Here is a 23,154-nt window from a genome sequence, read left to right as displayed (position 1 = left end):
CTACTACAGGAATAACGATCCGGAACAACCTCCGGTAGTGCAATGGCGCTCTCATGCCAACCTGTTATATATAAACTGGTTGAATTACTTCGTATATCAGGCCACTCCCTTCAACATAGGAGAGATCGCTCAGTTGGGAGATCTGTAGATATACCATCCTCTGTTCGAGAGGATCACCCCACCATATGAGAGTGAGAGACTCAATCGCTCCCGGTTGTTCCTGCAAACTTCAGGCAGACCGGTTTACTGAGCGGGATATCCTGATGGGTATCGGTCAGCAATCCCGTTTCGGTATCGATACGGAATACCTGTACCTTATTGTCATCCCTGGCAGCTACCAAAATAAATTTCCCATTGGGGGTGATCACGAAATTACGCGGATGTTTTCCCGTCAACTGATAACCCGCCTTTGTGAGTGTCCCGTCGTCCGGATCAATGGAAAAGATGGCGATCCCATCGGCTTGCAACCGGTTCGAAGCATACAGGAAACGCCCGTCGGGTGAGACATGGATGTCGGCGCTACCCCGGGCGCCTGTCGTATCGGCAGCCATCACCTGTTTTTGTGTCAACTCACCAAAGGAATAATCATACACGATCACCTCACCCGACAACTCACCCAACAGGTAGAAGTATCTGCCTCCGTCGGGATGAAAATCGAAATGACGGGGTCCGGTACCTGCCGGCATCACAAATTCTTTCAGGCTGTTCTCCAATAAGCCCGGCTGCCCCTCAAACGGGGTATCGTTTACACTGAGCCGGTAAAGTTTATCGCTCCCCAGATCGGCGGCAAACAGGTATTGCCCGTCGGGTGAATACCTTACACTGTGCAGGTGAGCCCCTTCCTGACGGACGGAATCCGGGCCCGATCCTTTGAAAAGCATTATCGAAACAGCGGGGGTAAGAGAGCCATCCTTCTTCACCTGAAATGAAGTGATACTTCCTCCTCCGTAGTTTGCGGTATGCACGTTCGTGCCTTTGCTGTCGACAGTAATATAACAAGGGCTGCCACTGTTTACAGGCTGGGAGTTCAGCAATTCCATCCGCCCTATCCGTTTATCGAATGAAAAAGCATGAACCGCGCTGTTCGCCTCGCCCTCTTCACTCACCGCATAGATGAATCTCTCATCAGGGCTCAAAGTCAGATACGACGGGTTATCGACCTCGACCATGCCGACCGAGTCGGAACTGCCGGTGTCGGCATCGAAACGGTACAGATAGATCCCTTTACTGCCCTCTCCGGAGGTGTACGTTCCCGCCAGCAAGAACAGTTCTCTGCCGTCGGTTTCCGTGACGGAAAGCTCTCCTTCCGATGCGCTGCTCCCGTCTGCCTTCCCGGAACGGTTTCCGGTACATGAAACCAACAGGGCCGCTCCTATTATACCTGCCATCGCTATTTTTTTAACCATCCTTTTTACAGTCGCTAAAGCCGGATTTTAAAAGTTTACCCGGCTATTTGCGAAAGTAAGGTTTTTTTCCGAAACAAATTCCCTTTTCGGGGAAAAGTTTACCGGGATCGTTATTTTCGTGTATCATTTTATTTCCTCTATAATCTGACTACATAAATTGAATCAGTATATTAACTTCCACCTTTTCCATTAAACGTTGTTTGCCACATTAGTACATTGTTGAATCGGTCCTTATTTTTTATTCTTCACTCTTTATTCAAAATAAAATTTGCGAATATGGCGCGGACTCCTTATTTTTGCACCATCAAAAAAATTAAAGCACCATCAAACGATTAAATCCGGTTGTTAAACAAGAATTGATTATGCTGTCCGAAATATTATCTGTAACCGGCCGTCCCGGTCTGTATAAACTCATCTCCACCAATAAAAATATGAATATCGTTGAATCGCTTGCCGATGGAAAACGTGTTCCCGTATACGCACAGGAAAAAGTGGTAGCCCTGAGCGATGTATCCATCTATACCCGGGACGGAGATACGCCGCTGCGGGAGGTATTGAAAAAAATGAAAGAGAAAGAGGAAGGCAAACAGGTTTCACTGGGTTCCAAACCGTCCGACAAAGAACTGTTCGCTTATCTGGAAGAAGTATTACCCGATTACAGCAGAGACACTGTCTATGCCGGCGACGTAAAAAAATTGATTACCTGGTATAATATTTTGATGGAGCACGATATTCACTTAGAAGAAGGGGATAAAACAAAGGAAAGCACTTCGGATGAATCCGAAGCCAAGGAGAGGGAAGAATAGTTTAATGAACATAAAAGATATTTTTACCCGTGCGGGAGCTGGCATCATCTATATCCTGGTCATTCTTTTGGGGCTGCTGGGAGGCCGGTTTTCATTTCTTGCCGTTTTCGGAACCGTACTGGGTTTCGGCTTGTTTGAATTTTACCGTATGATGGAAAAAGACACCTCCCATGCTATCAGTAAAATATTCAATATCTTATTAGGAGTCCTCATCTTTTTTTCGGTTTTCCTCTATCTGGAGGATCTCTGTACCTATACCCTGCCTGCCTCCATCCTCATCTATCTGCTTATATTGATAGCCTCGGCTATTTTCCTCCGCAGGCATGATATCCTTCACGGTATTATCTATTCGGTTTTCGGCCAGATCTATATTACCATGCCACTAAGCCTGCTTATGCTTATCTCCTATTCCTATCAGCCTGATCTTACGGGCAATGGATATGACTGGATCCCTGTACTGGCACTCTTTGTATTCTTATGGGTAAACGATACGGCCGCCTATTTCATCGGGTCTCTGACCGGGAAGCACAAACTGATCGAACATATCTCTCCGAAAAAATCGGTAGAAGGCTTTGTTGCAGGTATCTTGTTCACCCTGCTCGGCTCCCTCATATTCGCCCGTCTTTATCCCGGTTTTTCCGTTGCTTTCTGGATGGGATTTGCCGTAGTTGTCTCCCTGTTCGGCACTTTAGGCGATCTGTTTGAATCGCTTATCAAACGAACCTGTAATGTAAAGGACGCGGGACAACTCATACCGGGACACGGCGGTATACTCGACCGGATCGACAGTCTTCTGGTGGCGGTCCCCGCCGTTTACCTCTACCTGATCCTATTCCTCTCTTTTTAAAAAGTTTCACTTTTCGTGTGAGAACAAAACGGTTCCGAAAAGCGTTTGAAATACAGTCGTAGAGTAGTTTACGACCCTCATATCTTTTAAACATGCACCACAATGAATAAAAAAGCAATCGGAACAAACGCGGGCATTATCTGGAACCTACTGAATGACTACCAAAAGTGGGATATACCAAAGCTACGTAAAGCCACCGGATTGTCGGAAAAAGAGATTTATGTCGCCATCGGATGGCTGGCACGGGAAAATAAGATCGAGATAGAACCCTCGGCCGACGGCAACGAAGCGTATTATCTCCTTATAGAATATTATTTCTGACCGGTAGTATTACAAGACAAACAAAAATCAAAAAAGTCTGGGCAGTTAGCAGCTTCCCAGACTTTTTTTATACCTCATTTATCCGGCAACCTCTTACATTACCCCATTTTCGCGGAGGCGCTGCTGCCATTTCCAGGCCGAGGCCATGGTATCTTCAATAGTTTCCATTGCTTTCCAGCCTAACACGGTGTTGGCTTTATCAGGCTGAGCCCATATCTGCTCAATATCGCCTTCCCTACGCCCTACGATCTTATAATTCAGAGGCTTTCCGGACACTTTTTCGAATACCCTGATCAGCTCCAGTACAGATAAACCGGTTCCTGTTCCCAGATTAAATATCTCCACCTTGTCCTTCGACTTATCTTCAAGCATCCGCTCAATGGCAATCACATGCGCTTTTGCCAGATCCACCACATTGATGAAATCGCGGATACAGGAGCCGTCGGGCGTATTGTAATCGTCCCCGAACACACTCAGTTGCGGCCGTATGCCGATCCCTGTCTGAGTGATATAGGGTACTAAGTTCTGCGGTACGCCCAGGGGTAATTCGCCGATCTCTGCCGACGGGTGGGCGCCGATAGGATTAAAGTAACGAAGGATGATGCTCTTAATGGGAGCGCCCGAATGCACAAAATCGCGGATGATCTCTTCGTTGATCTGCTTGGTGTTCCCATAGGGCGATTCAGCCGGCTTGACCGGTGCATTCTCATCGATAGGATTATTATCGGGCTCACCGTAAACCGTGCACGACGAAGAGAATACGATCCCTTTCACGTTGTACTGCGGCATCAGCTCCAGCAGGTTAATCAGCGATACCAGGTTGTTGCGGTAATACAACAACGGTTTCTGCACCGATTCACCTACCGCCTTGCTGGCCGCAAAATGAATGATGCCGTCGAAGGTATGTTTCTTAAACAATGCCTTCATCGCCTCAAAATCAGTGCAATCGAGCTTATCGAAAACAGGGCGTTTTCCGGTAATACGGGTAATGCCTTCCAGCACATCGGCATTGGAATTGGACAGGTTATCTACAATTACCACTTCATATCCGGCCTGCTGCAACTCGACCACGGTGTGTGAACCGATGTATCCGGTTCCTCCTGTTACAAGAATTTTTTTTGCCATAAGAATTATCTTTATTTTGTTTATTTATTTTCGTCTGCAAATTTACGGAACCGGCATACATCAAACAACCTTTGATCATCCGGAGAGCATATTTTCGTTATATCTCTTTCAATAACTCTTCGATCGCACGTTTCAGTTGCAGGTCATCACCGCTCAACAGCGATTCCGCAGTATTATACACCTCCACATCGGGCTCCAGTTGGCTGTTCTCCATTGCGTTCCCTTTCATATCCACCACGGTAACCTGCGGAATGCCGAACACCAGCGACGGATCGATCTGCGTCTCCCACCACACGGCGGTCATGGTTCCCGGCACGGGGGCGCCGACCAGTTTTCCGATACCCAGTTCCTTGTAGACCCAGGGGAACCCGTGCGCATTGGAGTAGTTGCTTTCTCCCATCAGCACGATGGAAGGTTTGTTCCACTTATTGAAAGGATCGCTGCCGATATATTCCCCACGGGGGGCAAAGCGTTGATACTCTTTTCCGCTCAGGAGGGTCGCCAGATCGTCGTGTAACCATCCTCCGCCGTTGAAGCGGGTATCGACAACTACCGCCTCCTTATTCCGGTATTTTCCGAGCAAATTCTGATAGACTTCCCTGAAACTGTTGCTGTTCATCCCACGGATATGCACATAACCGATGCGCCCGCCGGAATACTTCTCTGTCAACTCTTCCCGTTGTTCCACCCAACGGTTGTATAACAATTCGTTCTCTTCTCCATAGGTAATGGGTTTCACGATCTCTTCAAACCGATCTCCCTCGCCGGGTGTGTAGGCAGTAATCATTATATGCTTCCCTGCCTTGCCATCAAGCAGATGCCACCAGGTCTTTCCCGCTTCAACCGGATCTCCGTCTATCTTCTCCACGATCACTCCCGGCTTCAGCTTCGAATTTGCTTTAATAAGGGGACTCCCCTTCATTATTTCCTTGATCTTCAATCCGTCTCCTGTATGGGTATCATCCCAGAACACGCCCAACGCAGCCGTCTGCCAACTGCTCCGGGGAGGTGAGTAACGGGCACCTGTGTGCGATGCGTTCAGTTCACCCAGCATCTCCGACAACATCTCCGCAAAATCGAAATTATTATCGATATGCGGCAGAAACCTGCGGTATGTTTCGCCGTACATCTTCCAGTCCACGCCATGCAGATCCTTGTCATAGAATTTATCCTTTACCTGTTTCCATGCGTGATCAAAGATATACGTCCTTTCCGCAGCACCACGGTAGTTAAAAGGTGCGGAGAACGACACATCGGTCACTTTCCCGTTTTCGATCTTCTTGATCTTTCCCTGTGATACCAGATAGAGATGCTTCTCCTCTTTGTCCGGGATCAGTAACCCGGAACCGACATCCTTACTCAGCAGTTTAGTGGTGTTTTCAAGAAAATCCTGTTCCCACAGATCCACCCCTTTCTCAAAACTCGCCAGATAATAGAGCTTGGAACCGTCTTTATTGAGATATGCATCCGATAGACTGGAAGAATGGCGTGTCAGGCGTACCACCCTGTGACGGCGGTTGTCAAGGTCGAAAGTGAGCGGCTCCACTGTTTTGGTCGAATCTTTATCTGCATTCGATGCATCCTTTGCATCTTTACCTCCCTTCTTATCCTTACTTTCAGATTTCTTTTCACCGTCCTTTACCTCTTTTTCCATCTCTTTCTTCAGCGCCCGTTCCTCTTTGTTCATCCGGAAATCGTCGTAAGCATCGGGAGTAAGGAACATTAGGTAAGCATCACGATGCGCTCCCCAGCTACCGTGGCTGCGATATCCGGCACGGTCGGAGAAGAACATGATAGCTTTACCTCCCAATGCCCATGTAGCCCGCACATCGGTATAGCCGCTGAGCGTGAGGTTGGTTGTTTTCCCGCTGCCGTCGGCTTTTATCAGCGCTACATCCTTATTATTCCATCCGCCCGTATCAATATAATCCGACAGGATCCATTTGCTGTCAGGGGACCACTGAAACCACTGATCACCGTCGCTGTATGAGTAATTGTATTTGCCATCCATTACCTTCCGCGATTTCTTACTTTCCAGATTGAGTACATATATTGCAGAACGGTCTTCCAGATAGGCGATCTCTTTCCCGTCGGGGGAGAATAACGGCTGGAAAGAAGAGGCACTGGTATCGGTCAGTTTTGTCTCTTTCAGTTCGCGGGCATAACAGAAATATTTGTCCTCTTCCCTCACCAGTTCAGTCCGGTAGATATTCCATTTATTATCACGCTCCGACGAATAGATAAGCGAACGGCCGTCGGGGCTGAATTCCACATCGCGCTCCTGCTCAGGAGTATCGGTAATGCGTTTCGTGGTGCTGAATTCAATGGAAGTGACAAACAGGTCGCCACGGGCAATGAAAGCGATTTCTTTTCCGTTCGGGGAGACGGCAATACTCCTTGCCCCGGAAGTAAGGGTCTGGGGGTCCGCATCCCTTTCAAAATTATCGGAAATGATGCGTACATCTATCTTACGGGGTTTTTCGCCGTTCTTCATATGATATAACTCTCCGTCAAAAGAAAAACAGAGATTGTCGTTCCTGTCGCCTGAAAGAAAACGTACGGGATGGCCTTTGAAGTGGGTCACCTGCACCGGCGCGCTCCCTTCAATACCCGCGCGATACACGTTGAACGTTCCGTCCTGCTCGCTCAGGTAATAAAAGCTGTTTCCATCGGACGACCATACGCCATTGCGGTTTTCACCTTTAAAAGCGGTCAGTTTCCGGTGTGTGTTTTTCTTGCTGTCGAACAACCATACATCGCGCGTGATGGAGGAGGTATGATGCTTCCTCCATGCATCCTCATAACCTTTCCTGTCGGTATAGAGCCAGAGATGCCCGTTCTGCGCGATATCTTCCATATGGATCGGAGAGATCATCCGGGGACGCCCCCCCTCCGGTGTTACGGCATAGATCTGGGAAAACATTCCAATGGGGAATTGTTGACTTTCCTGCGCCGGCTGAATAAAAGCGCTGAACAACACGGTGCTGTCATTTTGAAACCCTTCCGGGTATTCATTGGCTGAATGAGAAGTGATACGTCTGGTGTAACCGGATTGAAGTGTAACCACGTACACATCGAAATTCCCCTCCCGGTTGGAAGCAAAAGCCAGTTTATCTCCCTTTGGCGACCAAACGGGACGGGTATCGTAGGATGAATGGGATGTCACTTGTGTGGCTCTTCCGCCGGAAACCGGCACTGTGAATATATTCCCTTTATAGGTAAACGCTACCACAGCGCCGTCAGGAGAGATCACGCTATTACGGAGCCACAGAGGGGCTTCCTGCGCATGTAGCAGAAAGACGGCCAGTAAAAAAAACGAGGAAAGCAGGCTTTTTCTCATTGGGGATATTTTTTGGATTATCAGTGTCCTGACAGCAGGATTCTGTTTCGGCACCGTAAATTTGCAAAATTACATAAAAATTATAAAACATAAAATTATTATGCGGAAACGAGCAATGATTATCGCTCCCTATGGATTGTACATTCATTTTTTTTAGTATTTTTGTCTCACAGTGACCCGCGTTGCACCCTCAAACAAATATGGGATACAGTGTAAAAACATATTATCGCAAGGAGGATCTTCCCCCGATGGAGGAAATCAATTTTTTTCACAGCCCTTCATCGTTCGATTGGTACGATAACAGTCCTGCCTATACTCCCTTGATGCTCGTCGCTTTCGAAGACGGGGTACCGGTGGCTGCCATGTTCGCTGTTATTATGCGGATCAACCGTTTCTTCAGAGGCAAACTTTTTAAAAGATGCTTCATCTCCCAACAACCTGCCTTTTTCGGAAAAGAATTGGCACAGATAGAAATATTTGACGCCCTCATTGCACATTTGGTAAAAGAGGTGCGTAACCGGGTTTTCCTCATCCGTTATGAAAACCTGGGCAACGCCATCTTCGGTTATAAAGGATTTCGCGAGAACAGTTTCTACTCCGTAAAATGGATCAATATCAGGAATTCGCTCCAACGCAGAAGAAAAATATGGGATCAGCTCTCGAAAACGAGAAAAAATCAGGTCAACAAGGCACTGAAGAAAGGGATTGAAATGGAGGAGTTCACCTCTGAAGAGAAGCTACCGGAGATCTATAAGCTGATCCGGGACACAAACAACAAAAAGATATCACGCCGGTTCCCTCCCTACCAATACTTCGAGAATTTTTTCTGTCACTACATCAGTAAAGGCAAAGGAAAAATGTTGCTTTCCCGCTATCAGGGCAAAATTATCGGAGGTACCCTGCTGGGATTTGAGAAAAAAGAGACGGTCTATTGCCTCTACTACTGGGGTAAATCAAAGCGCCACAAACTCCTCTACCCAACTATTTTCACCATTTACCAGGCTATGCAGATATCGGAAGACAGGGGTTTTCATTATTTTGATTTTATGGATGTGGGCTTTCTGAATCAAAACGCCGGCCGCCCGCGATTCCTGCTCCAGTTCGGAGGTAAACAACGAGCGACAAGGCGGTGGTACAGGCTCAACTGGGGATTGCTCAACTTCTTTGCCAACCGGATTTACGATTGAAGGTCCGGCAATATTAAAGTCCTTAAAATTGGCTTCTTCTTGTCCAATTACCCCGAATTCGGGGTAATTAAACCAGAACGGACAACACGGATCATTCTCACTGCCTTCGTAAGATCCATTATCAGCGAAATTTCAGCGAGCTGCTCTTGTGTACTTTCTTACTTACTTCCCGCGGATCGCCGAAACAGGTAACATCAGCCGATCCCGAAACAGTGATGTCGAGACGGTCTGTTACACGGATGTTACCGTCGGCAGCACCCGAAAAATTGGCATTGCCATTCCGTGCTACGAGATTCGAGGCCGAAATGTCGCATCCGCCACTCGCGTTCAGGGTGAGATCAACGGTTTTCCCCATCAGTTCTATGTCGCAACCCCCGCTTGCATCAATCCGGCACGTTTGCGCGGAGATATCACGCAGTTCCACATCGCTGCCGCCGCTCACCTCGGCTTTCACGTGCTGCACCGAAGTAAATCTTATATCCGCATCGCATCCGCCCGAGAACTGTCCATTGAACCGGTTGCAATCCAAGGTTAAATCTTCCAGGTCGGTTCCGCCACTCAATTCCACCTCGAAATCACCGGTTTTTATGGGTGTTTCAAAACGGACATCTACTCCACCTGACGCCTCCATCTTTTGTAAATCCGTAACAGTTACATACGCTTTTTGCGTTATATTAGGCATGTTACGCAAGTTGCGAAGTGAGAACGAACGGTTACCATGCTTATTGTAAATATGCAGCGTGCCGTTTTTGACTTCCACAATGGCTCTGTCCAATGCCTCTTCGCTTATTTCTATGGAAACCGACTGACGGTTGCCCTGGCGAATGACGACATCCCATCCGCCCGAGGCACTGATAGCAGTAAATGGCGCTACCTGACGGTTTTGTTTTACGATTCCATTCTGTGCCGGGGCACTAACGATGGCCATTGCGGCAAGGATAATAGTAAATAAAGCTTTCATTGTCGTAATTATTTTTTGGTTTATATTTTTCGTAGCGATTATATTTAATTTTTTCCTATTTCACACTGCAAAATCCGGTTCAAATAATTTTACGTCTTGATACAAAATTATATCCATTTTTTGGTATTCGCCATATATTATAATGTTTTTTATGTGCGAATGGTTTATATGTTAGTTCCATGCGTTTTTCCTATTTGACCGTATTTATTCTCGTTTGGTTACATATTTCTTTAAAAGAATCAAAACAATAACTATATTTTACCGAGATGAATAATAGCTGAACAAAAATGTATTAAATTCTGTTTAAATTGAAATATGCCATCTATGAGAATTGAATGAGATTATCTATATAAATCCGATCTAATCTTTGTAAAGACCAGGAAAAGGGCCTTGTAGATGCTTGAGTTTATCTATATTATGAAGATAAAGAAAAAAAGAATTATCATATCTTCTATAATTCTGGTATTTGCAGTTTTGTTGTATTTACCTATTAGCCAATACGCAAAAATATTAAAAAGTATACTACAAATTCAACTCTCGTATACAAGTCGCCAAGGATCCTGTTTTTGTATCAGAAACAAAGCCCCTGTCGTACAATCCCCCAGAATTCAATGAAACCAGTAGATTATTCTACTTGTGCAAAGTGTGGGGTTTCCTAAAATATTATCTGGAATTTGAAAATTCCAGACCTCAAAATGTAGACATTCTATTAATAAAATCGATACCCCTGATTATACAGGCACAGGATACCAAAACTTTTCAATCCGCTATAAACAACCTTATTATCTCTATGCAGGAAAATTCCCTGGAGGTAGGGGCTAATCCTTATCCGGATATACGGAAATATAGTCTTATCTTTGCATATCACATAAAAAAGGCCTAATTAAAATGAAAAGATATGGTCAACAGCATGTCGGCATTGATGAGTGCTTTCACCATCCTGTTCCTTTTCTGGACCATTACCCCTCTGACCCGCAAACTTGTTATTGCAAAAGAGGGTGGTGAACTCAATATGGGCCAAACCATCGCAGTGATCGGTAGCGGCCTTGCAGGTGCGCTGGTGTATACTTTTTCCGACACGGCATAGCACAAATGAATTGGTCCTTTGCCCGCATTGCTTCACGAAATAGTTCGATAAAAAACAACTTTCAAAATATGTAAACAAAGATCAACCAATACCCTTTTGGCTGCAACAGCAGGCTTCAAAATACTAAATAAATTTAAAATAACAATATTTCCTATCGGATTGTTTGGAAAAACAGAAGGAACGCCTTATTTTTGCAACGTGTTTTTCATGGTATTAGATTTAAGGTTAACAATGAAGATTGGTTGTCGTGAGACAACCATTTCTTTTTATATATAGCCTTGACAAACACCCGGCCAAACAGAAAACTTCCAATCAGTTTTTATTTTCACAACTTCTACGGACGAAAAAATATCCGCCCAAAGAACCTTCCCTTTATTGGTATTTTTTCCATAATGCGGAATGGATGATCTCTCTCGTCTCCTCGATCAATCCAGGGATTTCTGCTTCCGTAAGCGAGTCGGTAGGTATAGGCCGGTGGATTACAAGTTCCATCTTTCCGGGCCTGAGACAGAGACTATCTCTCTTCAGTACGTCATAAGCGCCGTTAATGGTTAGCGGTACCACGGGCAACTTCATATCGTGGGCAACATAATAAGCGCCTCGTTTGAAATGACCTAATTTGCCACTCTTTGAACGTGCCCCCTCGGGAAAGATCACCATAGAAACCCCTTCCCCGATCTGTTCTTTCGCCTTTTTAATGGAAGCCGCCCGCACCTTAGGATTCGAGCTGTCCACAAACACATGGCCGGCCTTTTCCGAGGCAAATCCCACGAACGGGATCTTCCGCAAACTCTGTTTCTGCATCCATTTGATATTTTGATTCAGGAAACCATATACCAGGAAAATATCAAACGCACTCTGATGATTCGCCACAAAAACATACGACTGTCCGGGATCCAGATTCTCATGCCCGCTCGTTTTCACCCGGCACAAAGCCAGCCAGCAGGTCAGCCTTGACCACCATTTGGGAGGATAATATCCCCAGAACCTGCTCCCCAAGAGAGGAGCCATCACCATTACAGTCGATGCCGTGATAAGGGTAAGCAGAATAAAAACCGGCGCAACTATAAGCCATTGATACAATAAAACAAATATATTTCTCACTACCATTCAGTTTTAGTGCGATTAGTTTTCATGAAAGATATACGGACCTTCCGATTATACGCCGTAAGAGGACGGATTATTTTTCATCCCCATCGGTATCAATAGGAAGTTTTTCACAAAAATAAATATTTTGTGCATCGCAAAGAGATAAAAAGGGAGTTTTTTACCTCAGAACTCCATTTTTTTGCTGAATACAAAATTTTTATCTCAAATTATTTCCTTGTTTGTTGAATTTTGTGTTTATTTGCGTTACGAAATCAGAAACATAATTATTATACACACATGAAAGAATTAGCGAAATACAGCGGGGTATTAGTGATGCTCATAGGCGTTGCTTTTTTGGTGGTTCCCTTTTTAATGGGCCTAACGACCAACACCAATTTAATCATCGGATTGGTATTGGTTATTGAAGGATTACTGGGGCATATCTACGTAAATAACATGAAAAAAGGCACTTTGGTGAGTAATATTTTCTGGGCAATTATCCTGTTACTCCTTCCGTTTGTGATTTTCTACTTTTCAAAGAAGGCAGCTTACTCAAGCCAGGAAATAGCAGCATACAATTAACAAAAAATATCTGTTTCACGACAAGAAACAGTGTTTACGACAAAACACGAACACCCTGAGGCCTTCACCTCGGGGTGTTTTGTTCAAGTTCCAATGTAAAACGTTCCTTTATCGGGAGTTGATTACAATTTCACCTTTACGAATTTATTTTCCCACGCTTTAATCTTTATTTCTTCATTTGCCGGCAAATCTTCCCCTAACAAATTGGATTCGCTCACTTTCAGGTTTTTGTGATACGGAGATGATATGTGAAGGGTGGCTCCCCGGCCTTCGATCTCCCTTAACTGCAAGAGAAGCGCATCTTCCCCTTTGACGGGTGTCATATTTATTAAGAGGATATTGGAGGGCGTGAATGACAGAATGGATTCATTCAAGGGTTGCAGGTTATTGCTGACACCGGCGGGTAAAACACGGCTTTGCAACGGTATCCGGTTGCTCCAGGCAAATTTGGTAGCATATGCTAAGGATGGATCGTCGGAGGAAGTCAGATAATAACTCCATTCAAAACCGCCGAATTGAAACGCATCAAAATTGGTAACCCAGTAATTATTCATAGGCCAGGTATAGATATGGTTGCTTTCGGGAGTTGCTCCGGCTTCAAACCGCCCCAGATTGATATTTCCGAACTGCATCAACGGGATCTCCCTGCTTCCCAATACAATTTGTTCGGAAGAATTACGAACCGACACCAGGTTTTGCGCCACATTCCAGTCGTTGGTTGAGCCGGGGATCTGTTCTTTTACAGCTTCAATGGTACCGCCGGGCACATCGAAGAATATTTTCCCGTCCTCTACCTCAAAAGGAAAAGATACATATACGGCCTCGGGAGTAGTAACTAACTTTTTATTCAATTTATAGGAGAAATTGATCTGTTTGCATGTTTTGAATACTTGCAGTTCAAAGGTAAAATTATCTTTTCCTTCTCCTGCGGGTGTTGTTCCCTTAAATGTATAGGTATCCCATATAGTTCCTTCCCTGAATCCCCCATACATTATTTCGGTGGGTGCGAATCGTTTAAAATTACCCGGCTTAAATCGATCTAATGCACCTCTGGGATCCTGGTCTATCTCGTAGATCAATTCCCCCATCTGCCATTCTGTATCTGAAGAGATCAGATTTTTATTCAGTTCTTTATCGAACCACTCGGTTACCACGCCTCTTTCGGGATCTAACCGGATGCGGTACCAGCTATTTTCAATTATCCGGACAGGAGTGCTATCTGCCGGAGAAGAAGCAGGTTCTCCGGATTCAATATCGATTATATAGTACTTCATTCCTAATGCGGGCACCTTATCCACCCATAGTGCCCAATAAGTTGCATCTCTGTATGAGCGTAGGGGTTGCATTTTAGCTTCTGCTCCTTTTTCATCTCTTATGGTTACTTTTTTGTCTAAAGGGATGACTTCGTGATCTGCGTAAATGATGGTATACGAGCTATTTTCCCAGTTAAGCGGATTAAATACGGCAATACACCCTTTTTCTTTGTTACGCGGCACATAACTTTGCAACAGGCCTAAGGCCGTCTCCCCTATGGGGCGTGAACGGCGGTATGCTTCCCAGGCGTAAGCGGATTTATGCGATTGTTGCTGCATAGTTTCCGAACCAAAAGGATCGCTTATGCTTGCATGAAATCCGAAGGTATGTTCCCCGTAAAACAATAGCGCCTTATTCGCCTCCTCAATTTCAGTGTGTACGGAGTAATCTACGGTTGCACCTAATAGTTTAGCCAGGGAAAGGGCGATCTGATTTGAAATAATATCGGCCTGCGCATAACGGGCTATAGCTGTTTCCCGTGCGGCGGAACCAAATCCGTCGGTCCACCAGTCGGGCCATGCGGCACGATAGGTTTCCAACTGATCCCCGTACTGCTGCCCGACTGTCTCCATAAATTCGGAAGCAACCGCCAACCTCAATTTAGGGTACGCGTATTTTTCATTCCATCTGTTTACCATCTCACAGGCTGCCGTCGACGGAGGTGAATTATCCGTAAAATATCCTGAAAATTGCAGCGCTGTAATAGGATGCGGATATCCTTTTTGTTCCAGCGTTTCGAGATAAGCAAACAATTTTTGCTCAAAGGCCTCAAAATTTCCTTTCTCCAAATCCAGAAAATTCCCATACATATAGTGTTCCGCCCTGTAGGCAAGCATCTTCTTCCCCGAAGGCGACTCCCACCAAAAAGCGGTCGGTTTATCGAAGGAAATCAGCGCTTTATGCCCGTGGGTTCCCATAATCAGGTATTTTACTCCCAAATCAGGAAAAAACTCACTGAAATTCCAGGCGATTCCGTTTACATCATTCTGCATGGCCGCCTGTACAGGGATACCTTCCTGTTTAAACTGTTTCAACGGATATAAAGAGTAGGCTAATTCCTGTTCATTAGGCAGTTCGTCGTAATTGAAATACATCGCAGTTATCTCAATACGTCCTTCATGAATACGTTTTTTCAGTCGTTCCACTTGCTCTACCGGGCGTGTGCGGATATATTCGCTGACCGACCAGGCTGTTTCACACGTCCAGCGGAATTTAGCGTCATCCGGCAAGTTATCGGTCATATCACAGTAGTCCGACGCGTAATCAATGATCCGCATGTGTTCGGAAAGTATTTCGTGTTGCGGACGGGTATATCCTATATCGGTGTGTGTATGCTGCACAAAATTCACCTGCCACTCCCGCACCGGTTCCAGATGTATCAGTGTATCACTTACTACTTCCGAACCAACTATTATTCTGACATTTACTTCGTCTGGGGATTTGCTTTTCGGTAATTTCACTTCCGTTTCGTTTATCCCTGTGAGCAGCTTGATTTTCTGCGAAAGATCCCCTATACTGAGGGTTGCATCCTGGGGCCGGGAATCCCGATTAACAATTTTGAATTTGAGCTGCCTATACAACTCCTTATCGTTGCCATACATCCAGGCGGGGAAGGCTTCAATTTCTTTCAACAACTCTATTTTTTTCCCGCGTTCAATAAATACCGCTTTATCAGATTGGGCATGGATCTCTATCACAAGAGATAGTGCAATGAATAGATAAATGTTTTTTTTCATATCCCGTGGGTTCAATAGAGTTGTTCTGTCTAATAGGTTATCCTTTCAATGGTTATCCTTTCCGAACCACATACAACTGAAAATTCTCATATCGTTTCACTGCCACTTCATCTCCTTTATTGATGAAACCTTTTAACGAGATAGCATCGTAAAACTCCCCTTCCACATCGACCCTGCCCGAAGGGCGAAGATCGGTCGCCGCTACCCCTGTTTTGCCCACCAAAGAGACCGGTTCCATCGGTACGGACATATATCCTTCCTGATCGGCATGCAGCGCCGCAAATTGCAGGAACCCCGGTCTGCCGATCCGGCCCGACAGGTAAATAATAAGAGCCATTCCCATACCCGTGCCACCCAGGACAACCATCAGCGCCCTGAACATTTCCGTGGCGGGTAACCCTTCAAAATTAAAACGTATATTCCCTATCAGGGCAAGCACCAATGCCGAAAAGACAAAGAGTATCCCCAAAATACCGGTTATTCCGAAACCGGGGACGACAAATATTTCAAAAACGATAAAAATAAGTCCCAGTACAAATAACAGTACTTCCCAATTCTGGGCGTATCCGGTCAGATAGAGAGGCGTGAAATAGAGGATCGCCGCCGTAATGGCTGCGGCCGTAGGAAAGCCTATACCGGGCGACTGCAATTCAAAATAGATACCTCCTATAATGAACATAATGAGGAATGCCTGTACAATCCCGTTGGTAAGAAAACCTTTGATTTTATCATAAAAAGAAGGGTTATAGGTCTCTAAAGTATAGTCGCTGTACCCCAGATGTGTCACGATCACTTCATGCACGCTTTCCGCAATACCGTCGCAATAACCCAATTCCATCGCCTGACTGGCCGTCAGGGTAAGTATCTGCGTGGAATCGGCAAAACCGGGTATCACAACCCTTTCGTCCACCATCGCTTCGGCAACCGCAGGATCGCGCCTCCATTTTGTGACGGTATCCCCCTCATGGACGCTCACCACCTTACCGTGACTCTCGGCCGTAGCGCGCATGATTCCGCGCATATAGGACTGGTGTTTGTCGGAAGCCCTTTCCCCGCTTCCCCCTTCCACGACCGTCGCAGCGCCGATAGATGCGCTGCTGCGCATAAAAATACTGTCGCAGGCGACCGAAATAAGGGCGCCGGCCGAAGCCGCGTTATTGTCGATAAACACATACACGGGAAGAGGTGCATTGAGAATAGCCGTACGCATGGAGTCGGCTTCCTGTACGCTCCCGCCATAGGTGTTCATATCTAAAAGCACTGCATCGGCATCTTTCGTAGTTGCCACATGTAAGCCGTTTTGCAGATATATCCATGTATTGCTGCTGATATTTTCCCTGATATTGATCCGGTAGATCATAGGTCTGGTATCCTGCGCCAAAAGATCGAAAGAAGAGATCAGGAAAAACAGGAACAACACGATTTGAAAATTTCTCATTTTTCACAAGGTTTAATACAACAAAGATAATAGATTTTGCGATTCGGCATTCATTTTCATTTAAAATGTCTATATTTGTACTTCAATTTATCAGTATGAGCACAATTTTACTAAGCATAGGATCAAATACGTTCGCCAAGACCAATATCGACAAAGCCAAGAGAATGCTTTCATTTCTTTTTCCCGGTATTGTTTTCAGTGAGCCCATCCTGACTGAGCCGGAAGACGAAAAGTATTCTTATCTTTTTCGGAATGTGCTTGCCAGAGCCAATACTGAGATGTCGCCGGAAGAGGTCATTGACAAGATCAAACAGACGGAACGGGCCGTAGGACGTACTCCGAGAGATAAATATTTAGGCAGGATGATCATTGATATCGATCTCATTCAATATGAAAACCGTATCCTTCGCCTTCAGGACTATGAGAGGGACTATGTGCAACAGTTATTATCCACCCTCCCTGCCCTTGACACAACGGAATCCGGCACGGGCGAACCTGATACCACAACAGATACCGACATCGTGGAAGAGGACGCATGACACGTGTTCTGGCGTATAATCCCTGTGTTGTTCGGGAGATCTGCAATTTGCATTTTAATGGGGATTCCCCGCGCGTACAATCAATTCAATCGTGAAACGGATTTCACTCCTTTCACTGCCCGCAGTTTTTTAATTAACTGATCAAGCATAGAGGTATCGCCCAGCATCACAGCGATGTTTCCCTGGAAAAGGCCGTCATTGGAATCAATAGTGATGGAACGCATCTGCACTCCCTCCTCTTTCGAAATAATAGACATTAGGTTGGCCACAATATTTATCTGGTCATTCCCAATCACCCTTAATACGATAGTATAACTGGAAGAGCTGGTCTTACCCGACCAGCGGGCTTTCAACACCCGGTAACCGAATCGGGAAAAGAGGTCGTATGCATTCGGACAGTTCACACGGTGGATCTTAATCCCCTGGGAAGAGACAAATCCGAAAATATCATCCCCGAAAATGGGATTGCAACATTTCGCCAGTTTATAATCCACACCGGTCAGATTCTGGTCGATGATCAGCTCGTCGGCTCCGCTGAATTCCGGTGAGGGCGTTTTCAAGGTGAACTCTCCGGCGCTCACCGAAGCATGGCTTTCCCGGCTTTCGGATTCTTTGCTTTCCAGCTCCAGATAACGGTCAATCACCCAGTTCACATCGATCTTTTCAAAGGCGATATCCACATAAAAATCGGTGACGGTCTTGTACTTGAGCTTCTTGATCAGTTGCATCAGATGCGATTCATCCACCTCAATCTTCCGGTTTCTCATCCGGCGCAAAAGAGTCTCCTTCGCTATATCCACCTGCTTGCCGGCCTCCTCTTTCAACAGCTGGCGTATCTTTGTCCGCGCTTTCGAAGTCACCGCAAAATTAAGCCAGTCCTGTTTCGGCGTTTGATGCGAAGAGGTATTGACCGCCACCTGGTCACCGCTTTTCAGGATATGCCTGATAGGCACATTCTTCCCATTCACTTTTCCCGATACACAGGTAGCCCCGAGATTAGAGTGTATGGCGAAAGCGAAGTCGAGTACCGTTGCCCCTTTGGGGAGCTTGAACAGATCTCCTTTCGGGGTAAATACGAAGATTTCTTCATCGTACAGGTCGAGTTTGAAATCAGTCAGCTTCTGGCTCAGGTTGGTTTCACTGTCTTCCAGCGACTCCCTGAGCAAACCCAGCCAGCTATCCAGCGCCGTCTCTTCCTTTATTCCCTTGTATTTCCAATGTGCCGCCAGTCCGCGCTCAGCAATCTCATCCATCCGTTTTGACCGGATCTGTACTTCCACCCATCTTCCATCGAGTCCCATTACAGTGATATGGAGCGATTCATAACCATTGCTTTTGGGTATGGAGAGCCAGTCTTTCAACCGTTTGGGATTGGGTTGGTACATATCGGTAATGATGGAATATACCTGCCAGCACTGGGCTTTCTCCTGGTCGGCCGGCGCATCGAGAATCACCCGGATGGCGAAGAGATCATAAATACTCTCGAACTCGATTTTTTGTTTTTTGAGCTTATTATGGATGGAGTAGATCGATTTGGTGCGCCCTTTGATATCATACTTCAGTCCTGTCTTATCCAGGCGCTCTTTCACCGGCGTGATAAACTCACTGATATACCGGTCGCGCGACCGCTTTGTTTCATTCAGTTTCCCGGCAATGAAATCATACCGCTCCCGGTCGGTATACTTGAGGGAGAGGTCCTCCAGTTCCGACTTGATAGTGTAGAGGCCCAGCCGGTGCGCAAGGGGAGCATACAGATAGGTGGACTGCACCGACAGGTCCAGCTTATAGGAAGAAGCCGTCTCCTTTGCATCGCGCATCAACTGTAGATGTTGCGCGATCATAATAAAAACCACCCGGATATCCTCTGCAATAGATAGCAGCAGCTTGATGTAGTTTTCCGACTCTACCGCCGTCCGCTTATCACTGAATTGGTTCACTCTTTTCAATCCAGTGAGAATATTCTCCACCTCGTTGCCAAACAACCGTCGAATTTCATCCGGAGAATAATCGCCGTCCACTGCGGAATGAAAAAGCAGGACCGCGCATACCGCCGGCTGCTTCAGTCCGATCTCATCAATAATAATGACGGCAGTCCTCATGACCAACGCGAGGTAGTATAACGTCTTGCTGTCAGGTTGTCCTTCCGCCTTTTTAAAAGACCGGCGCAACAACTCTTTCAATCCGGACATTTTCCGCCTATCCCATTCCTGCCTGAGAAAGGAATAGAGTTTGCCATAGAGCCGGAAGAACTCACTGCGATCTATTAAATTGTTCCCACTCATCTTCTCTGTTCAGTCGCTTTTTCTTGTACAAATTTACAATTTTCTTCCGAAATCAGAGAATCAACAGGTAAAAAGTAGTACCTATTTGGTCTCCTTAGGCTTTGTCTGTTCAGTAACAAATCGTTATATTTGCAGAATATAAGATGCGCCCCGGGCAAGTTCAAACAAGTTTGGCTTGTCTCTCGACTTTCATTATATTTGCGCGCAATATCAAAATGAAATCCATTTCTTATGCGAAAAATCATATCGCTTCTGTTTCTTCTCACGATGCCATTTTTTTTATCAGCACAACAGAATGAGATCCTCTCTTTGAATAAGGGCTGGGAGTTCTCACAAATAAATAAAGATCAGTGGTATGCTGCCGAAGTGCCGGGATCGGTACAATACGACCTGGTACGGTATGATATCCTGCCCGACCCTTTTTACGGTACCAACGAAGAAAAGGTGCAGTGGGTGGAGGATGAAAACTGGGATTTCAGAAAAACCTTCACCGTGACAGCGGATCAATTGCAATACCACGACGCGCTGCTCTTTTTCGAAGGACTGGATACCCATGCCGACGTATTCCTGAACGGATCACGTATCCTTCGCTCCGACAATATGTTCACCGGATACAAGGTGCCGGTAAAGCGGTTGTTGAAGGAAGGAGAGAACAAACTCTCTATCCGTTTCTATTCACCGGTACAACTGATGATGCCGGCAAGAGCCACTTTTGGTCATGATTATCCGGCAGGAAACGATCACAGGAAAGAGAAACTAAGCATCTATAACCGTAAGGCGCCTTACCATTTCGGATGGGACTGGGGCATACGGATCGTACAGATGGGTATCTGGAAACCGGTCACCCTCACTTTCTACAACGATGCCCGTATAGAGGATTACTATGTGAAACAGGCCTCCGTTACGGAGCAGTCGGCAAAGATCGACAATCAGATAGAAATTCATTCCGTGGCCAATGAGCCGGTACGGACCGTCGTTACCATTGAATACGGATTGCAGGGTGCCCCCAAAAAGTCGGTTTCGGAAGATATAACGTTGCAGCCGGGAAAAAATTCAGTCTCTGTACCATTAGAGATCGATCACCCCAAAAGGTGGATGCCCGTGCATTGGGGAGAACAACATCTCTACGATTTTACGGTAAAAATTGTATCCGGTAACCGGGAAATTGCTAAAAAAACGGTCCGGACAGGTTTGCGCTCCGTCCGTTTGGTGCAGGAACCGGATCAACACGGCAAATCGTTCTACTTCGAGGTGAACGGCATCCCGCTCTTTGCCAAAGGAGCCAACTATATCCCGGGCGAGATATTCATCACACAGCAGGATGCCGGCTACTACAATAGGCTTTTCCAGAACATCACTGACGCCAACATGAATTTTGTACGCGTATGGGGCGGCGGTATCTACGAAAACGAGGAGTTCTTCCGACAGGCCGACGAGAAAGGCATCCTAGTATGGCAGGACTTTATCTTCGGGTGCGTCCCCTACCCCTCCGATGACGCCTTCCTGTCCAACGTGACGGAGGAGGGGATCTACAATATCAAGCGTCTCCGCAACTACGCTTCACTTGCCTTCTGGTGCGGTAACAACGAGATAGAAGAGGGGCTTCATCACTGGGGCTGGCAGAAAGAGTACCCCAGCGGGGTGATGAATGCCTGGTTTGAAGGGTACGCTAAGACCTTCCGCGAGCTGATTCCCGGGCTGGTGAACGAGTTCGACGGCACACGCAGCTATATCCACGGGTCGCCCTATGATTCCAACTGGGGGAATCCTGAGAAATTTGCGTCGAGCGACGTACACGATTGGGGCTTATGGTACGGGCACCTGCCGTTCGAGGCAATGGCAGACCGGCTACCCCGTTTCGCCAGCGAGTTCGGCTTCCAATCCTTTCCCGAAATGAAAACCATCCGTTCCTTCGCTACCGACGACCAATGGAGTTTGGAGAGCGAGGTGATGAAGGTGCACCAGAAAGCGTCCACCGGCAACGCGCTCATCAAAAAATACATGGACATGTATTACCACGAACCGGAGAATTTCGAAGATTTCGTCTATATCGGGCTGGTGATGCAGGGCAACGGCATGGAAGAATCGGTAGAGGCGATGCGCCGCGGGAGGCCCTATTGCATGGGAGCACTCTACTGGCAGATCAACGACGACTGGCCGGTAGTATCCTGGTCGAGCATCGACTACTACAACAACTGGAAAGCGCAGCACTACCGCATGCGGGATGTACTGGCCCCGCTTGCCCTGGGCGTTGAATACAAAGAAGAGAAGCTGAACTACTACACCATGTCCGATTATCTTCAGGATCATAATAACCTCCGGCTCACCGTCCAGGTGATCGATTTCTCGACAGGAAAACGGAAAGAGTTCACGGAGCGTATTAATGCCGAAGCCAACAACAGCCGTATCGTCAAAACGTTCAACGTAGCCGATCTGGTAAGCGAAGCGGAAAAGAAACACACCATGATCCATGCTTTCCTCAGCGACAGCAAAGGGAAGATAATCTCTGCCAAAGACCATTTCTTCCACTGGCCTAATGCGCTGGAACTACCCGCCACAGAAGTAAAAACAAGCGTGCAATACCGCGACGGTGAATACAGGGTAACCCTTTGGAGTAAAAAACTGGCGAAAGACGTTTTTGTAGAGATTCCCATACAGGGCGCCCGCTTCAGCGATAACTTCATCGACCTGCTGCCGGGAAAGAAAAGGACTATCATCATCACCTCCCCTGATCTGAAAGCTACCGACAGGATTCCCCTCACGGTAAAACATATCAGGGAAACTTATAATTAATATGCCAATGTGACTAATGTGATAATTTATTACGCAATTGGTAATTGGTCATTGTGAACGCGAAAACAATGGGAAAAAGAAAAGAACTTTCGATATTATTCGTCGTGTCCATCACCTCTTTCATGGGCACCTTCCTGGTATCGGCAGTCAATATCGCACTGCCTACCATCGAGAGGGACCTGTCACTCAACGCGATCGAACTGAGCTGGATCATCACCGCTTTTATACTGGCCATGGCCCTCTTCATGCTGCCGGCAGGGAGTTGGGGTGATCGGAGCGATAATCGCCGATTGTTCAAACT

Annotated in this window: 17 protein-coding genes and 1 pseudogene; 10 read left to right on the top strand and 8 right to left on the bottom strand. The window is 46.4% G+C overall.

Annotated features, from left to right (window positions below; genetic code table 11):
• On the top strand, window positions 1-148 hold a 148-nt coding region (locus Q0502_RS08935), incomplete at its 5' end, for a homoserine O-succinyltransferase (RefSeq protein ID WP_298649777.1).
• A 52-nt stretch (window positions 149-200) separates the two neighbouring features.
• Here the strand turns inward: Q0502_RS08935 and Q0502_RS08930 are convergent.
• Window positions 201-1,406 carry a lactonase family protein gene (locus Q0502_RS08930; RefSeq protein WP_298649775.1) on the bottom strand — a complete coding sequence of 402 codons (1,206 nt, stop codon included), beginning with the start codon at window positions 1,404-1,406 and terminating at the stop codon, window positions 201-203.
• A 362-nt stretch (window positions 1,407-1,768) separates the two neighbouring features.
• Between Q0502_RS08930 and Q0502_RS08925 the strand changes: the two genes are divergently transcribed.
• From Q0502_RS08925 to Q0502_RS08915, 3 genes are all read left to right on the top strand, one after another.
• Window positions 1,769-2,212, top strand: a complete 444-nt coding sequence (locus Q0502_RS08925) for a DUF5606 domain-containing protein (RefSeq protein ID WP_298649774.1) — start codon at window positions 1,769-1,771, stop codon at window positions 2,210-2,212.
• Between the two features lie 4 nt (window positions 2,213-2,216).
• A complete protein-coding gene (locus Q0502_RS08920; RefSeq protein ID WP_298649772.1) occupies window positions 2,217-3,059 on the top strand; it encodes a phosphatidate cytidylyltransferase in 843 nt (280 codons plus the stop codon).
• Between the two features lie 102 nt (window positions 3,060-3,161).
• Window positions 3,162-3,380, top strand: coding sequence for a winged helix-turn-helix domain-containing protein (locus tag Q0502_RS08915; RefSeq protein ID WP_298649770.1), 219 nt, complete (start codon window positions 3,162-3,164; stop codon window positions 3,378-3,380).
• 93 nt (window positions 3,381-3,473) lie between these two features.
• Here the strand turns inward: Q0502_RS08915 and galE are convergent, their stop codons facing one another.
• Together galE and Q0502_RS08905 are read right to left on the bottom strand one after the other, a co-directional pair.
• A complete protein-coding gene (gene galE, locus Q0502_RS08910; RefSeq protein WP_298649769.1) occupies window positions 3,474-4,505 on the bottom strand; it encodes a UDP-glucose 4-epimerase GalE in 1,032 nt (343 codons plus the stop codon).
• Between the two features lie 97 nt (window positions 4,506-4,602).
• A complete protein-coding gene (locus Q0502_RS08905; RefSeq protein WP_298649768.1) occupies window positions 4,603-7,845 on the bottom strand; it encodes a S41 family peptidase in 3,243 nt (1,080 codons plus the stop codon).
• Between the two features lie 200 nt (window positions 7,846-8,045).
• On the opposite strand from Q0502_RS08905, the gene Q0502_RS08900 reads away from it, so the two are divergent.
• Entirely contained in the window at window positions 8,046-9,032 is a 987-nt protein-coding gene (locus Q0502_RS08900) for a peptidoglycan bridge formation glycyltransferase FemA/FemB family protein (RefSeq protein WP_298649767.1), read from the top strand.
• A 121-nt stretch (window positions 9,033-9,153) separates the two neighbouring features.
• Here Q0502_RS08900 and Q0502_RS08895 read toward each other — a convergent pair whose 3' ends face one another.
• A complete protein-coding gene (locus Q0502_RS08895; protein WP_298649765.1) occupies window positions 9,154-9,993 on the bottom strand; it encodes a head GIN domain-containing protein in 840 nt (279 codons plus the stop codon).
• An 898-nt stretch (window positions 9,994-10,891) separates the two neighbouring features.
• Between Q0502_RS08895 and Q0502_RS08890 the strand changes: the two are divergent.
• Window positions 10,892-11,074: pseudogene (locus Q0502_RS08890) on the top strand (DUF2723 domain-containing protein); the annotation flags it as partial.
• Window positions 11,075-11,452: 378 nt separating this feature from the next.
• On the opposite strand, the gene Q0502_RS08885 reads toward Q0502_RS08890, so the two are convergent.
• The gene (locus Q0502_RS08885; protein ID WP_298649764.1) at window positions 11,453-12,190 is read right to left on the bottom strand and encodes a lysophospholipid acyltransferase family protein; all 738 of its coding nucleotides are present in this window, start codon (window positions 12,188-12,190) and stop codon (window positions 11,453-11,455) included.
• 276 nt (window positions 12,191-12,466) lie between these two features.
• Here Q0502_RS08885 and Q0502_RS08880 point away from each other — a divergent pair, with 276 nt between their 5' ends.
• Window positions 12,467-12,751, top strand: a complete 285-nt coding sequence (locus tag Q0502_RS08880) for a hypothetical protein (protein WP_298649763.1) — start codon at window positions 12,467-12,469, stop codon at window positions 12,749-12,751.
• A gap of 122 nt (window positions 12,752-12,873) precedes the next feature.
• Here the strand turns inward: Q0502_RS08880 and Q0502_RS08875 are convergent, their stop codons facing one another.
• A complete protein-coding gene (locus Q0502_RS08875) occupies window positions 12,874-15,801 on the bottom strand; it encodes a glycoside hydrolase family 38 C-terminal domain-containing protein (RefSeq protein WP_298649761.1) in 2,928 nt (975 codons plus the stop codon).
• A gap of 52 nt (window positions 15,802-15,853) precedes the next feature.
• Window positions 15,854-17,239: an NfeD family protein gene (locus Q0502_RS08870; RefSeq protein ID WP_298649759.1), complete on the bottom strand. Its 1,386-nt coding sequence runs from the start codon at window positions 17,237-17,239 to the stop codon at window positions 15,854-15,856.
• Window positions 17,240-17,334: 95 nt separating this feature from the next.
• On the opposite strand from Q0502_RS08870, the gene Q0502_RS08865 reads away from it, so the two are divergent.
• Window positions 17,335-17,778, top strand: a complete 444-nt coding sequence (locus tag Q0502_RS08865) for a 2-amino-4-hydroxy-6-hydroxymethyldihydropteridine diphosphokinase (protein ID WP_298649757.1) — start codon at window positions 17,335-17,337, stop codon at window positions 17,776-17,778.
• Window positions 17,779-17,858: 80 nt separating this feature from the next.
• Here Q0502_RS08865 and Q0502_RS08860 read toward each other — a convergent pair whose 3' ends face one another.
• Complete coding sequence (locus tag Q0502_RS08860) at window positions 17,859-20,060, bottom strand: HD domain-containing protein (RefSeq protein WP_298649755.1); 2,202 nt, start codon at window positions 20,058-20,060, stop codon at window positions 17,859-17,861.
• A 231-nt stretch (window positions 20,061-20,291) separates the two neighbouring features.
• Between Q0502_RS08860 and Q0502_RS08855 the strand changes: the two genes are divergently transcribed.
• Window positions 20,292-22,853 (top strand): glycoside hydrolase family 2 protein, encoded by a 2,562-nt coding sequence (locus Q0502_RS08855; RefSeq protein ID WP_298649754.1) that lies wholly within the window; start codon window positions 20,292-20,294, stop codon window positions 22,851-22,853.
• 68 nt (window positions 22,854-22,921) lie between these two features.
• Window positions 22,922-23,154, top strand: a 233-nt coding sequence (locus Q0502_RS08850) for an MFS transporter (RefSeq protein ID WP_298649752.1), incomplete at its 3' end; no start/stop codon positions are given.

Source organism: uncultured Proteiniphilum sp. (assembly GCF_937873925.1).
Taxonomy (GTDB): domain Bacteria; phylum Bacteroidota; class Bacteroidia; order Bacteroidales; family Dysgonomonadaceae; genus Proteiniphilum.
The sequence above is the reverse complement of the archived record's forward strand: the minus strand, read 5'-3'. Positions and strand labels throughout refer to the sequence as shown.